This window comes from Synechococcus sp. W60.3 (assembly GCF_047502615.1).
Classification (GTDB): domain Bacteria; phylum Cyanobacteriota; class Cyanobacteriia; order Thermostichales; family Thermostichaceae; genus Thermostichus.
On record NZ_JANSHJ010000027.1, the window covers coordinates 18780 to 32684 of the forward strand.

Annotated in this window: 11 protein-coding genes; 9 read left to right on the top strand and 2 right to left on the bottom strand. The window is 62.6% G+C overall.

Annotated elements, in window-relative coordinates:
- Nucleotides 1-62: 62 nt before the first annotated feature.
- Genes NW846_RS09835 through NW846_RS09845 form a run of 3 tightly spaced genes read left to right on the top strand, consistent with a single transcriptional unit; the run spans nucleotide 63 to nucleotide 2826 of the window.
- Entirely contained in the window at nucleotides 63-374 is a 312-nt protein-coding gene (locus tag NW846_RS09835) for a DUF6825 family protein (RefSeq protein ID WP_011429129.1), read from the top strand.
- A 29-nt stretch (nucleotides 375-403) separates the two neighbouring features.
- The gene (locus tag NW846_RS09840; protein ID WP_414346387.1) at nucleotides 404-2107 is read left to right on the top strand and encodes an ABC1 kinase family protein; all 1704 of its coding nucleotides are present in this window, start codon (nucleotides 404-406) and stop codon (nucleotides 2105-2107) included.
- Complete coding sequence (locus NW846_RS09845) at nucleotides 2107-2826, top strand: Stp1/IreP family PP2C-type Ser/Thr phosphatase (RefSeq protein WP_011429127.1); 720 nt, start codon at nucleotides 2107-2109, stop codon at nucleotides 2824-2826. Before NW846_RS09840 ends, NW846_RS09845 begins: the two co-directional genes overlap by 1 nt.
- Before the next feature lie 11 nt (nucleotides 2827-2837).
- On the opposite strand, the gene NW846_RS09850 is transcribed toward NW846_RS09845, so the two are convergent.
- A complete protein-coding gene (locus NW846_RS09850) occupies nucleotides 2838-3755 on the bottom strand; it encodes a histone deacetylase (RefSeq protein ID WP_011429126.1) in 918 nt (305 codons plus the stop codon).
- Nucleotides 3756-3883: 128 nt separating this feature from the next.
- Here NW846_RS09850 and NW846_RS09855 point away from each other — a divergent pair, with 128 nt between their 5' ends.
- From NW846_RS09855 to NW846_RS09870, 4 genes are all read left to right on the top strand, one after another.
- Nucleotides 3884-5728, top strand: coding sequence for a serine/threonine-protein kinase (locus NW846_RS09855; RefSeq protein ID WP_011429124.1), 1845 nt, complete (start codon nucleotides 3884-3886; stop codon nucleotides 5726-5728).
- Nucleotides 5729-5731: 3 nt separating this feature from the next.
- Entirely contained in the window at nucleotides 5732-8065 is a 2334-nt protein-coding gene (locus NW846_RS09860; protein ID WP_011429123.1) for a transglycosylase domain-containing protein, read from the top strand.
- 332 nt (nucleotides 8066-8397) lie between these two features.
- Nucleotides 8398-10281 carry an excinuclease ABC subunit UvrC gene (gene uvrC / locus NW846_RS09865; protein WP_414346393.1) on the top strand — a complete coding sequence of 628 codons (1884 nt, stop codon included), beginning with the start codon at nucleotides 8398-8400 and terminating at the stop codon, nucleotides 10279-10281.
- A 53-nt stretch (nucleotides 10282-10334) separates the two neighbouring features.
- A complete protein-coding gene (locus tag NW846_RS09870) occupies nucleotides 10335-12005 on the top strand; it encodes an NAD+ synthase (RefSeq protein ID WP_414346396.1) in 1671 nt (556 codons plus the stop codon).
- A gap of 271 nt (nucleotides 12006-12276) precedes the next feature.
- Here the strand turns inward: NW846_RS09870 and NW846_RS09875 are convergent, their stop codons facing one another.
- Nucleotides 12277-12429, bottom strand: coding sequence for a chlorophyll a/b-binding protein (locus NW846_RS09875; protein WP_011429120.1), 153 nt, complete (start codon nucleotides 12427-12429; stop codon nucleotides 12277-12279).
- A 279-nt stretch (nucleotides 12430-12708) separates the two neighbouring features.
- Here NW846_RS09875 and NW846_RS09880 point away from each other — a divergent pair, with 279 nt between their 5' ends.
- Nucleotides 12709-12930 carry a photosystem I reaction center subunit IV gene (locus NW846_RS09880; RefSeq protein ID WP_011429119.1) on the top strand — a complete coding sequence of 74 codons (222 nt, stop codon included), beginning with the start codon at nucleotides 12709-12711 and terminating at the stop codon, nucleotides 12928-12930.
- Nucleotides 12931-12975: 45 nt separating this feature from the next.
- Complete coding sequence (locus NW846_RS09885; protein WP_099812575.1) at nucleotides 12976-13827, top strand: DNA-formamidopyrimidine glycosylase; 852 nt, start codon at nucleotides 12976-12978, stop codon at nucleotides 13825-13827.
- Nucleotides 13828-13905: the final 78 nt, after the last annotated feature.

Here is a 13905-nt window from a genome sequence, read left to right on the forward strand (position 1 = left end):
TTCGGCTTGGTTGGGGCAAGATTCGTTATAATCTGGGTGATGCTTCTTAACACTTGGGTTACATGAACAATCCAGTTGTGCGGGCTTTTTTTGTCGGCAAGGCGGTGGCCGACGTGCTGCGAGAGCGCCTGGAGAGCACCCTTGCCGACCTTGCCGGGGAAGTGGGCAAGGTGTGGGCGGAGCTCCAAGAGGGCTGGCAGACCTTTGCCCAGGATGTCATGGCCCGGGCTGAGGCGGAAGCATCGCTAGCTGCCCAGGAAATGGCGGCACCCCCCTTCAAGGCAGAAGACCTGCAGGCAACCCTAGACGACCTGCGGGCAGAGGTGGCGCAGTTGCGCTCCGAATTGCAGAAGTATCGGAGTCGAAACGCTTGAACGCCAGCACACTCCCATCCCGAGCCGTTTTGGGATCCGAACCCGCCAAGCCCTATACCGCCTACCGTTGGGCCCGAGAAAACTACACCCGCTGGGGCCGCCTCATTGATATTTGGCGATTTGTGCTCACCTGGCTGTTTTACCTCTGGCTGGATCAGCAGGCGTGGAGCTACGGGGGGCAGCCCACAGCGGAGCGCAAAGCCAAACGCCGCCGCGCCAGGGCCATCTGGATCCGCGAGACGCTGCTCCACCTCGGTCCTACTTTTATCAAGGTGGGGCAGTTTTTCTCCACCCGGGCCGATCTCTTCCCCTCCGAGTACGTCGAGGAGCTGTCCAAGCTGCAGGATCGGGTGCCTGCTTTTGGCTACGAACAGGTGGCAGCCATCGTGCAGCAAGAGTTGGGCAAGCCCATTGAGCAGATCTACAGCTATTTCGATCCCACCCCCTTGGCGGCGGCCAGCTTGGGGCAGGTGCATCGGGCCAAGCTCAAGACCGGCGAAGAAGTGGTGGTCAAGGTGCAGCGTCCGGGCCTGACCCGCCTGTTCACGATCGATCTGGAGATCTGCCGCGGTATTGCCGAGTTCTTTCAGTACCACACCCGTTGGGGCGGGCCGGGCCGCGACTGGATCGGCATCTACGAAGAGTGTCGGCGCACCCTCTGGGAGGAAGTGGACTACCTCAACGAGGGCCGCAACGCCGACACCTTTCGCCGCAACTTTCGGGACATGCCACAAATTGCCGTCCCCAAAGTGTACTGGCGCTACACTTCCCCCCGCCTGCTGACGCTGGAATACCTGCCAGGGATCAAGATCAGCGACTACGAAGCCCTGAGCGCGGCGGGGCTGGATCGCAAGCTCTTGGCCCGCTTGGGGGCAGAGGCCTATTTGCGGCAACTGCTCAAAGACGGCTTTTTTCACGCCGATCCCCACCCTGGCAACATTGCCGTCAAGCCGGATGGCACGCTGATCTTCTACGACTTCGGCATGATGGGGCGCATTCGCCCTGGCATCAAGGAAAAGTTGGTGGCCATGCTGGCGGCTGTGGTGGCCAAAAATGCCGACCTGGTGGTGGCCTTGCTGGTGGAGCTGGGCGTGTTGGTGCCCACTGCCGATCTGGCGCCAGTACGCCGCTCGGTGCAGTACATGTTGGATCACTTCATGGACAAGCCCTTTTCCAACAGCTCCGACGAGATCTCGGTGATGGCCATCAGCGAAGACCTCTACGAGCTGGCCTACGATCAGCCGTTTCGCTTTCCCGCCACCTTTACCTTTGTGATGCGGGCCCTGACCACGTTGGAGGGGCTGGGGAAAAGCTTGGATCCGGAGTTCAATTTCCTGGAAGTGGCCAAGCCTTTCGCGGAGGAGCTGATGAACGGCAGCAAACCGGAGACGGAGACTCTGCTAGCCCAGGTCAGCCGCCAGGCGGCAGAGTTCACCAGCAGCAGCCTCAGCTTGCCCCGCCGTCTTGAAGCGACCTTGAGCAAGCTGGAACAGGGGGAGCTACGCCTGCGGGTGCGATCCAGCGAGGCAGAGCGTTTGCTGCGCAAGCTGAACAGCACCGGACGGGGAGTTATCTACGCGGTGTTGTTTGCAACTTTTTTTCTCAGCGCAACCCAGCTATTTTCGGCTGGGCATGCTACTTTAGCGATCGTCACCCTGGCTTTGGCCGTTCTCGCCGCTTTGGCGCTGGTCAGGGTACTCTTAAAGGCAAATGGATCAGAGCCACTGATGTGATGCGACGATATGCCTGCGCTACGGATCCAGGCAAGGTCCGCAGCAGCAATCAGGATGCCTACTACTGTGATCCAGAAGGACGTTACTTCATCGTTGCCGATGGCATGGGAGGGCACGCTGCCGGAGCAACAGCCAGCCTGTTGGCGGTCGAGGTCATTCGCGAGTGCCTTGAGCGGGGTTGGCAGACCGTGCCAGCGCCCAAGCTGCTCAGCGAGGCGATAGAAGCGGCCAACGAGGCCATTCTTAAAGACCAGCGAGAAAACCCGGAGCGGGCCGACATGGGCACCACCGTGGTGGTGGCTCTGGTGGATCCCAACAACAATTGCTGGAGCGCTCACATCGGCGACTCTCGCCTTTACCGCCTCCGCGGATCTGAGATGCAGCAGATGACGGAGGATCACACCTTGGTAGCTCGCTCGGTTCGCCAAGGGGAGTTGACCCAGGCGCAAGCCCGCATGCACCCCTGGCGCCACATTCTCGAGCGCTGCCTGGGCCGCCCCGATGCAGGGCCGCCTGCTGTTCAGCCGATTACAATGCGCCCTGGGGATCGCCTGCTGTTGTGTAGTGACGGGCTCACCGAAGAGCTAGATGACGAGGTCATCGCCGAGTACTGCCTGAAGGTGGAGGATTTGGATCAACTGGCCTGCCAGTTGGTCGAGGCGGCCAAAGAGCGGGGCGGTCGGGACAACATCACGGTGGTGATCGCCGAATACGCCTAGTTCGCGGCCAGCTAGAGACGGTATTGCCGGTACACTTCGCCGGCAGCCCGGTGCAGGAGCGAGTGGCGGTAGACAAGCTGAGCGAGGTCGTTGCCGTAGCCGCCGCCGATAACGCAGGCAACGGGGTAGCCTCGCTTTAAGCAGGTGTCCAGCACCTGCATATCGCGGCGGAAGAGCCCCTCGTCGCTGAGGGCCAGCTTGCCCAAGAGATCTTCGCGGTGGGGATCCACCCCCGCATCATAGAGCACCAGATCCGGGCGCACCTGAGCCAACAGATCGGGCAGGTAGTCGGCCAGGGTTTGCAGATAAGCTTCGTCTTCCAGGCCCACCGGCAGGGGCACGTCCAGGTCGCTGGCCTGCTTGGTGGCGGGGAAGTTGGCGGCGCAGTGCATGGAAAAGGTAAACACCCGCGGCTCGGAGCGGAAGATCCAGGCGGTGCCGTCGCCCTGGTGCACATCCAGGTCTACAATCAGAACCTTTTGCACCAGCCCCTGCTGCAGCAGGACTTGGGCGGCGATGGCCAGGTCGTTGAAAATACAGAAGCCGGAGCCGTAGGCGGGAAAGGCATGGTGGGTGCCGCCGGCGGTGTTGCAGGCCAGGCCGTGGCGCAGGGCCAATTGGGCGGTCAGGACGGTGCCGCCCACCGCGCGACAGGTGCGCTGCACCAGCTCGGGACTCCAGGGCAGGCCGATGCGCCGCTGCAGTTTGGCCTCCAGGGATCCCTCGCAGTAGGCCCGCACGTACTCTGGCGTGTGCACCGATTCGATCCAAGCCAGGGGGGGGAGTTCCGGCTGATGCACTTGCTGAGGGCGGATCACCCCTTCCCGCAGCAGCAGCTCGTGCAGGAGGCGGAATTTGGGCATGGGAAAGCGATGGCCCGGCGGCAGGGGGGCGCTGTAGTCGGGGTGGTAAACGACGGGCAAAGACATTCCAAGCAACCGGATCGACGGGGGTGAGCATAGCCTATTGGGGCCCCAGTGCTTATGGTAGAGGTAGCCCACTCTGGCCGGATCCCTGCGGGGGCTCTGCGCTGTTCTCTCTACCGCCGCGATTCCCTATGTTTACTGCGTCGGATCCCTTTTTGGGTCGCCTCTTGGCCCAGCGCTATCGCCTGACCCATCTGCTGGGGCAAGGAGGCATGGGGCGGGTCTACTTGGCCCAGGATCTGCTTTTTGGCGGGGTGGAAGTGGCCGTTAAGCTGCTCTCCCAGCCGGCGATGGACGAGCAGGCCCGCCTGCGCTTTGAGCGGGAAGCCAAAGCCTGCGCCGCTTTGGGCCAGAAAAGCCTGCACATTGTCAAGGTAAGCGACTACGGCATCACTGCCGATGGGGTGCCTTTCTATGTGATGGAATACCTCAACGGCCAAACCCTCAAGGACATTCTGGCGACGGGATCTCTGCCGCTGGAGCGCTTTTTTCGGCTGGCCCGCCAAATTGGCCTGGGGCTCAAAGCAGCCCACGAAGGGATCCTCCTGGAAGGACAGCGGATCCAGGTGATCCACCGCGACCTCAAGCCGGCCAACGTGATCGTGCTGGCCGACGAAAGCTTGGGGGAGCTGGCGAAGCTGGTGGACTTTGGCATTGCCAAGCTGCTCAACACCCGCGAGTCGCTCAGCCTTACCCACGCCTACCTGGGGACGCTGGCCTACTCCTCCCCGGAGCAACTGGAAGGGTTGCCGCTGGATGCCCGCTCCGACATCTACAGCTTCGGGATCATGCTCTACCAGATGGTGTCCGGCCAGATGCCCCTCCAGCCTACCACCGAATCTTTCCCGGGCTGGTACCAGGCCCACCACAAGCAGCGTCCCCTGCCTTTGGAAGAGCTGGGACTGCCGTTGGCGCTGCCCGCCGGTTTGTCGGATCTGATCCTCAGTTGTTTGGCCAAAGATCCGGCCGCCCGTCCGCCCACGGTGGCCAATGTGTTGGCGGAGCTGGAGCGCATCCAAGCCAGAGCGCAGGGATCCCCCAGAGGAGCTTCCCAGGCTGTTGCCCTTCAATTTCCAGCGATCCCCTCTGGCCCGCTTTTTCCCTCGGCGCCCCCCCTGGCCACGGCCGGCACGCTGCGGCTTGCGCCCCCGACAATGGCCAGCGAGAACAGGGGATCCCTGCTCTGGGCCCGCCTGATCCCCTTCTTGGGGGGCAGTTTGCTGGGCTTGGCCTTGGTGAGTTGGGGGTTGGGACGGTTGCTGCAGCGCCCTGCGGCTCCGGTGCTCTCCGGCTCTCGCCCCTCGCCAGCTGCCACGGAGTTAGAGGATGAGCGCCCAGGAGCGGAGGCGCAGCCCGATACGGCCCCTGAAGTTCTCGTTCCGGATATCCTTGGCAGCAGTGCTGGGCAGGACGAGGGCGCAACCCGTCGGGATCCGGCACCGGAGCTAGAACCCTACAGCGGGCCGGTGTTGCGCGCCTTCCCTCTCCAGACTTCCCGCGAGGTGGTGCGGGCCGCCCTGGGATCCCCCAGCCAGCAGGGGCGAGGCGCTCGGCCCAACACCGTCTACGACCTGTACCGCTTGGGCAGCATGAACTTGAGCCTCACCTACGACGAATCCAGCCTGGCGCTGCAACAAATCGAGGCCACCGTCGCCGACGACGTGCCCGCCCCGCAGGCGGAAGGGCTGCTGGAAGACATGCTGCAGGCCCCCTTGCCCCCCCAGTTGCAGCGAGAACTGCAGGCGGTGCGGGAAAACCGTTCTGAGCGCGTCCAGTTCCGCGTCGGCCCCTGGTCTGGCGTGGTCGAGCGCACCCCCCAGGGCCACCTCTACATGGCCGTTTGGGATCCCCCGCCCACCGTCCCCGTTGCCCAGCCCCGCCCAGCCCCCAGAGCCACTCCAGCCGCCGCCGGCCCTCGTCCCGGCCAGACCCTGCAGGAGCTGCTGCGCCGCGCGCGCGAATTGCGGGGAGATTGAGCCATGTCTGCTTCTGAAGACAAGAATTCCCTACGGGGCACCGTCGCTCGCTTCTTCAAGACCCTGGCGAGGCCCTTTCCGGTCGGGCCTACGGCCCTCCTCAAGCCTGCCGAGCCCCCTCCCCCCAAACGCCCGGTGCGCCTGCAGATCACCTGCCCAGGAGAGCCTCCCCAGGTGTTTGTCCTGCAGGGATCCGACATTCTTGGTCGCAGCCAGACGGTGGCCACCATCCGCATCCCCGCCCCTGCGGTGAGCCATCTGCACGCCCGCATTCGCCCGCGTCCGGGCTGGCGTCTGCCTGGCTTGGGGTGGCGGATCCCTCTGCATCCCCTCCTCTACTGGCTGGGGTGGAACGCTGGTCGCTACCAACTGGAAGATCAAGACTCCACCAACGGCGTCTTTCGCCTCAAGCCCTTTGGCGGCGCCGAGCGGGTGCGGCGGGTGATCCTGCGCCACGGCCAGCGACTCAGCCTTGGCCCGCCCCGGGATCCGGAGAGCGTGGTTATTCAGGTGTTGGATCCACCGCCGCCGCAGGTGTACGGGGTGCGCGGCTGCCTGATCCTGATGGCGCTCTTGGGGCTGGGGGCGAGGCTTTGGATCGGCCATGAGTGGAGCAAGTTCTCAGTAGAACCGCCGCTGGCCGCCGATCGCAACCCCCTGATCGTCCTGGCCGGGGATCGGCAAACCGAGCTGCGCCGCCACCAGGGGGATCTCTACCGGGAGCTGCCCAACCTGGAAGCCTTTGGCCCGATTCTGCCCAAAGTGGTGGTGGCCGCCGAAGATCACCGCTTCTACTCCCACTTCGGGGTCGATCTGCTGGGCATTGCCCGCGCCTTTTGGGTCAACCTGCGCTCCGGGGAGGTGCAGCAGGGGGGCAGCTCCATCAGCCAACAACTGGCTCGCACCGTCTTGCGCGACTACACCGGCTCAGGCAACACCTTTGGCCGCAAGCTGCGGGAGGCCGTCGCCGCCCTCAAGCTGGAACGGCGCTACAGCAAAGACGAAATCCTCACCCTCTACCTCAACAACGTCTACCTGGGCAACGGCCTCTACGGCTTTGAGACCGCCGCCCAGTTCTACTTCGGGATCCCCAGCCGCCAGCTCAGCCTTTCCGAAGCCGCCACCCTGGCCGCCATTCTGCCCGCCCCCAACGCCTTCAACCCCGTCGCCAACTACGAGGCCGCCGTGCGGGGCCGGGATCGGGTGTTGGATCGCCTCAGCGAGCTCAAAGTTTTCCCGGAAGAGGAGATTCGGCGGGCCCGGCGCAGCCGCCTCACCCTCAACCCCAACCTGCGCTCCCAGACCTCGACAGTTGCCCCCTACTTCTACAGCACCGTCTTCCAGGAGCTGCGGCAGCTTTTGGGGCAAGATCTCTCGGCAGAGGGCAACTTCGTCATCGAGACGACGCTGCATTTGCCCTACCAGCGGCTGGCGGAGCAGGCCCTGGCCCAAACGGTGCGCGAGGTGGGATCCCGCCTGGGCTTCAACCAAGGCGCCTTGGTCAGCCTCGACAGCCGCAACGGCGAGATCCTAGCTCTCGTGGGCGGGATCGACTACACCGCCAGCCCCTTTAACCGTGCCACCCAAGCCCAACGGCAGCCCGGATCCACCTTCAAAGTCTTCGCCTATGCCGCTGCCCTCAGCCAGGGGATCCCGCTGTCGCAGGTGCTCTCCTGTGAGCCGCTTACTTGGGGCAACCTCACCTTTCAGGGCTGCCGCTCGGGAAGTGCCCCCATGGACTTGGCCCGCGGCCTGATCCTCTCCGAAAACGTGATCGCCCTGCGGCTGGCCCAACAGGTAGGGCTGGAGCGGGTGGTGGCCATGGCGCGGCAAATGGGCATCCAATCCCCCTTACAGCCCTATCCTTCCCTGGTTCTCGGCACGATGGAGGTGAACCTGCTGGAGCTGACCGCGGCCTTTGCCCCTTTGGCCAATCGCGGCCTTTGGTCTAGGCCCCACACCATCCGCCGCATCCTGGATAGCAGCGATTGCGCCAACCCCGACGACTTTCGCACCTGCCGCGAGATCTACCCCGGTCGCGAGGATCCCCGCTCGCAGCGGCTGGTTTTGTCGGAGAGCGTCGCCCAGCAGATGACCGCCGTATTGCAAGGGGTGATCCGCTCCGGCACCGGCACCGCCGCCCGCCTTGGGATCGGGGAGGCCGGCAAAACGGGCACCACCACCGCCAACAGGGATCTGCTCTTTGTCGGCTACACGCCCAATCCGCCTCTGGTAACCGGCATTTGGCTGGGCAACGACGACGCCAGCCCCACCCGCGGCAGCAGCAGCATCGCCGCCCAAACTTGGAGAAACTACATGAGCCAAGTCATTCAATAGGCGACCTTGGCAAACAAGTTCTAACAACTTGACAGAAAACCTCTCCCCCTTCTCCAGGGGGAAGTGCCCGGTGGGAGCGTTGCAAGCTGTCGCGAAACCGTCTGTCACATCTCCTCCCCCGAAGGAAACGGGCTTAGGGGCGGCAGGGCTGCGGCCCGGCAGCGTTGCGAAACGCTTGGGAGGTTTTTCAGTCGAGTGATAGCTACACTTAGCCGGCCAGAAAATGAACTGCAGCCAACTGGGCGATGGGATGATTTTAAGATGGGAGTGACTTGGTCATCACTGAATGAAAGCCTTGGGATCCCTGGCTTTGCCTGTTGGAGCGAAGCTGTATGACTGTCCCTCTGATTCAAAACCCTGAGGTTCTAGAAAGCCGCCTTAAGGAGATTCCTGCCGAACCTGGTGTCTATTTGATGCGGGATGCCACCGACCAGATTCTCTATGTGGGCAAATCCAAAAAGTTGCGATCTCGCGTGCGATCCTATTTTCGCTTTACCGGCGACCTGTCTCCTCGTATTCAGCGCATGGTAGTTCAGGTTTGCGAGATCGAGTTTATCGTCACTGATAACGAAAGCGAAGCTCTAGCCCTGGAAGACAATCTCATTAAAACCTATCAGCCGCCCTACAATGTTCTCCTCAAAGAGGATAAAAAGTACCCCTATTTGTGCATTACGTGGTCAGAGCCTTACCCGCAGATTTACATTACCCGCCACCGCCGTCTCAACCAAAATCAAGATAAGTACTACGGGCCCTATACCGATGTGGGCCTGCTGCGTTACACCCTCGGTCTGGTAAAGCGCATTTTTCCCTTGCGCCAGCGCCCCAAGCCGCTTTACAAGGACCGCCCCTGTTTGAACTATGACATCGGGCGTTGCCCTGGTGTCTGTCAGGGCTTGATTAGCCCGGAAGCGTATCGCAAGACCGTTGCTCAAGTGGCGATGATCTTCCAAGGCCAGACGGACGAGCTCATCCGGGAGTTGAAGGAGAAAATGGCCCAGGCGGCCGAGCAAGAAAATTACGAGGCAGCAGCGCGGTATCGGGATCAAATCCGCGGCCTAGAGCAACTGGGCCAATCCCAGAAGGTCTCTTTGCCCAACTCTACCGCCAGCCGCGATGCCATAGCTTTGGCCATGAACGACTCGCGGGCTTGCATCCAGTTGTTTCAGGTGCGGGCGGGCAAGTTGGTGGGACGGCTAGGGTTTGTGGCCGAAAACCGCGGCGACGACCCGGCTCTTATTTTGCAGCGGGTTTTGCAGGAACATTACCAATATTGCGACCCGGTGGAAATTCCCTCCGAGATTTTGACCCAGTATGAGTTGCCGGATCGCGATTTTTTGGAATCTTGGCTGAGCCAGAAAAAGGGGCGCAAGGTCAGCCTCCTTGCCCCGCAGCGGCAGAGCAAAGCCGAGCTAATCGAACTGGTGGAGCGGAACGCCCAGCTGGAGCTAGCCCGCAGCCAGCGCTTGGCAGACCGGGAGGCAGCAGCCCTGGAGCGCTTGGCAGAAGTTTTGGATCTGCCGTCAGCCCCCCGCCGCCTAGAAGCCTACGATATTTCCCACATTCAGGGATCCGATGCGGTGGGCAGCCAGGTGGTGTTTATCGACGGCCTGCCAGCCAAGCAGCACTACCGCCGCTACAAGATTCGCAACCCCGAGGTGCGTCCTGGCCACTCCGACGATTTTGCCAGCCATGCCGAGGTGGCGCGGCGTCGCTTTAGCAAAATGACCCCTGAGGATCAGCCGGACTTGGTGCTCATCGACGGGGGCAAAGGGCAACTGGCTGCAGTGATGGCTGTTCTGGCGGAGCTGGGGCTAGATCACCTGCCGGTCATTGCCTTGGCCAAGCGGGAGGAGGAAATCTTTCGGCCTGGGGATCCCGAGCCGCTGCGGCTGCCGCCCCAGGATCCGGCCCGCCTGCTGTTGCAGCGTCTGCGGGATGAGGCCCACCGCTTTGCCCTTGCCTACCATCGCCAGCAGCGGAAACTACGCCAACAGGCTTCGGTTCTGGAGGAGATCCCTGGTCTAGGCAAGCAGCGGCAAAAGCTGCTCATGGAGGCGTTTCGCTCCCTTGCCCGCATCCAGATGGCTACTGAGGAGCAGTTGGCCCAAGTACCTGGCATTGGCCCCAAGCTGGCCCGCCAGATCTACCGCTACTTCCATCCAGAAGCCGAGACCGAGTTGCCAGCAACAGTGCAACCCGCCTCTGGCCAAACCTAAGTCTGAGCTGGCGTATCATCGTGGAGTCCGCCATTCTCGGCTAAGGGAGCTAAGTGAAGGTAGCGCTGTTGCAACTTAACTATACCGTTGGTGATCTTAGCGGCAATGCCGAGCGCATCCGTGCGTCGGTTGAGGCAGCAGCAGCCAAGGGGGCAGAGCTGGCGATTACTTCTGAACTGGCCTTGTTGGGGTACCCGCCCCGGGATCTGTTGCTCTACCCTGCTCTAGTCGAGAGGGCAGGCCAAGTTTTGCAGCAGTTGGCTGACCGGCTGCGGGATAGCATTCCGGTGGTGGTGGGATCCGTGCAGCCCAACCCCCTGCCGGAGGGGCGACCCCTCTACAACGCCGCGGCCTGGCTGGAAGGGGGGCAGATCCGCCACTGGTTCCAGAAGTCGCTTTTGCCCACCTACGATGTCTTCGACGAAGACCGCTACTTTGAGCCGGGATCCCAGCCCCAGCCCGTCCAGTACGGCGGCTATCGCCTGGGTTTCACCATCTGTGAAGACATCTGGAACGACCGCGACTTCTGGCAGCACCGCCGCTACCACCGGGATCCGGTAGACGAGATGGCCCGCTGCGGCGCCGATTTGCTCATCAATCTGTCGGCCTCGCCTTTTAGCCTGGGCAAGCAGAAATTGCGGGTGGAGATGCTGGGATCCCTGGCCCGCAAGCACGCCCTGCCCATCCTCTATGTCAACCAGGTGGGGGGCAACGACGACCTCATTTTCGACGGGGCCAGTTGCGCCCTAGACTGCCGGGGCCGGGTGGTGGCCCAAGCCGCTGCCTTTCAGCCGGACTGCCTGATGGTAGATGTGGAGGCGCTGGTTCATCCTCCTAAGGAAGGCCCGGAAGTTCAGGGATCCCGCTGGCCAACGGAGCCGGAAGCAGAGCTCTACGAGGCGCTGGTCTTAGGCACCCGCGACTACGTCAGCAAATGCGGCTTTCGCGAGGTGTTGCTGGGCCTGTCGGGGGGGATTGACTCAGCGGTAACTGCCGTCATTGCCGCCGACGCCCTAGGGCCGGGGCGGGTGCTGGGGGTACTCATGCCCTCTCCCTATTCCAGCCCGGGCAGCCTGACGGACGCCTACCAACTGGCGCAGAACCTGAGGATCCCGACCCTGAAGCTGCCCATCCAGTCAATTATGGAGAGCTACCAGCACCTGCTGGATGAGCCCTTTGCCGGCCTGCCCCCCGACATCGCGGAGGAGAACCTGCAATCGCGCATTCGCGGCACCCTGCTCATGGCCCTCTCCAATAAGTTTGGCCGGCTGCTCTTGAGTACGGGCAACAAGTCGGAGCTGGCGGTGGGCTACTGCACCATCTACGGGGATATGTCCGGCGGCTTGGCGGTGATCTCCGATGTGCCCAAAACCTGGGTCTACCGCCTGGCCCGCTGGATCAACCGCCACCAAGAGCGGATCCCTCTTCCCATCCTCACCAAGCCCCCCTCGGCAGAGCTGCGGCCCGGCCAGAAAGATAGCGACAGCCTGCCCCCCTATGACGTGCTGGATGCCATCCTGCAGCGGCACATCGAGCAGCACCAATCCGCTGCCGAGCTGGTGGCCCAAGGGTTCGATCCCGACACTGTTCAGCAGGTGCTGCACCTGGTGCAGAGTGCCGAGTTCAAGCGCCACCAGGCTCCCCCTGGCCTGCGCGTGACCGATCGCGCCTTTGGCACCGGCTGGCGCATGCCCATTGCCAAACGCCAGGAAGGGATCAGTTGACCTTCACCCCCGGTCCCTCTCCCAGAGGGAGAGGAGGGTTGGGAGAGCGCAACCGGTTTCGCTTTTCCTGCAAGGATTGGGGTAGGGGTGCGGGTATGTTTTCTGTGAATGAGGGCCTGCCGGCCGGCAGACCCCAGAACAAAGCTTTTCCTCAACTCAACAAAAAACAGAGGGAGCAGGGCTTTCAAGCTTGCCTCTCTGCTCACAGGGATCCCAGAATCTCGCGTTTACCGCTTCGGGAGCGACTCCATAGCGCGGCAAGCTGAGTTTTCTAGATCAGGCCCAGCCAGGAGGCGACGCCTTGGCCCGTCACCGCTTCGATGACAATGGCCAACACAAAGCCGATCATGGCCGCGCGGCCGTTGAGACGCTCGGCATATTCGTTAAAGCCAAACTTGGGCTCAGACAAGTTGGGGTTGGACATGGAAACCTCCAGTTAGGGCTTGGGAAGGGCTACAAGAGGAGCACCTGCCCTTCAGTATAGTTTGCATTTCTTCACATCGCAACACCAGCCGCTTCCGACGGCAGCAGGGGAGTGGCAGCCTTGGGGGCTGGGCTTTGCCCTAACGCAGGGGCGGCACCAGCGTCCAGAAGATTCCCACCTGCAGGGAAGCCACAGGGATCCCCGTTACAAAAATTCGGAAATCGCAGCCTTCTCACGGACTAGGGTAATCTGAAGGGCAGGTCAATGGAGAGAACCTCTATGGCGATTCAGCGTGGTGCCAAAGTCCGGGTGTTGCGGAAAGAATCCTACTGGTATCGGGATGTGGGAACGGTTGCGGCGGTGGATACCAGCGGCATTCTCTACCCGGTGATCGTCCGCTTCGACAAGATCAACTACTACAACATCAACACCAACAACTTCCGCGAAGATGAGCTGGAAGTGGTGGAGGAGCCCAAGCCCAAAGCCAAAGCTTCCAGCTAAGGCTGCCCCTGCCAACTCAACCAAGCTCTTTGGCTTCCTCTTCCTGTGCCCGAGCTGCCGGAAGTTGAAACCGTCAGGCGGGATCTGCAGCGCCTCACCCTGGGTCTGTGCATCCTGGCGGTGGAGGTGCTTCTCCCTCGCACCGTGGCCTACCCCGGCAAAGACGAGTTTGCGCAGGGGCTGGCAGGCAGCTGTTTGACCCAGTGGCAGCGGCGAGGCAAATATCTTCTGGGATCCCTGGACTCTGGAGCGGTTCTGGGCGTGCATCTGCGCATGACCGGGCAACTGCTCTGGGTTCAGGGATCCGCGCCTTTGCCGATCCACACTCGCGTCCGGCTGCATTTGGAGCAGGGGTGGGAGCTGCGCTTTGTTGATCTGCGCACCTTTGGCCAGATGTGGCTGGTGCCCGCTGGGGTGGAGCCGGAGACGGTGATCCCTGCCCTGCAGAGCTTGGGGCCGGAGCCGCTTTCGCCGGCCTTTTCCGAGGCCTATTTCCAAGCTGCCTTGCAGAAGAGCCGCCGCCCCATCAAAGCCGCCTTGCTGGATCAGTCGCTGGTGGCGGGGGTGGGCAACATCTACGCCGACGAGGCCCTGTTTCTGAGCGGCATCCACCCCTCAACACCCGCCGCGCAGCTTTCCGACGCTGCCAAGAGCCGCCTGCGAGAAAGCCTGATCCAGGTGTTACGGGCCGGGCTGGAGCAGCGGGGCACCACCCTGCGGGATTACCGGGATCTGCGTGGGCTCAACGGCAACTACCAGGGGCAGGCGTGGGTGTACGGTCGAGAAGGGGATCCCTGTCGCCTCTGTGGCACCCCCATTCAGCGGAGTAAGCTCTCGGGCCGCTCGGCCCACTTTTGCCCCCGCTGCCAGCCGCCTCCAGGCCGGGTTGAGACTTGATGGCGTATCTCCCGCCAACGGCTATAGTTCTAGGTTGATCTCCAGCTCCCCTCTCCCTCTGGGAGAGGGGCCGGGGGT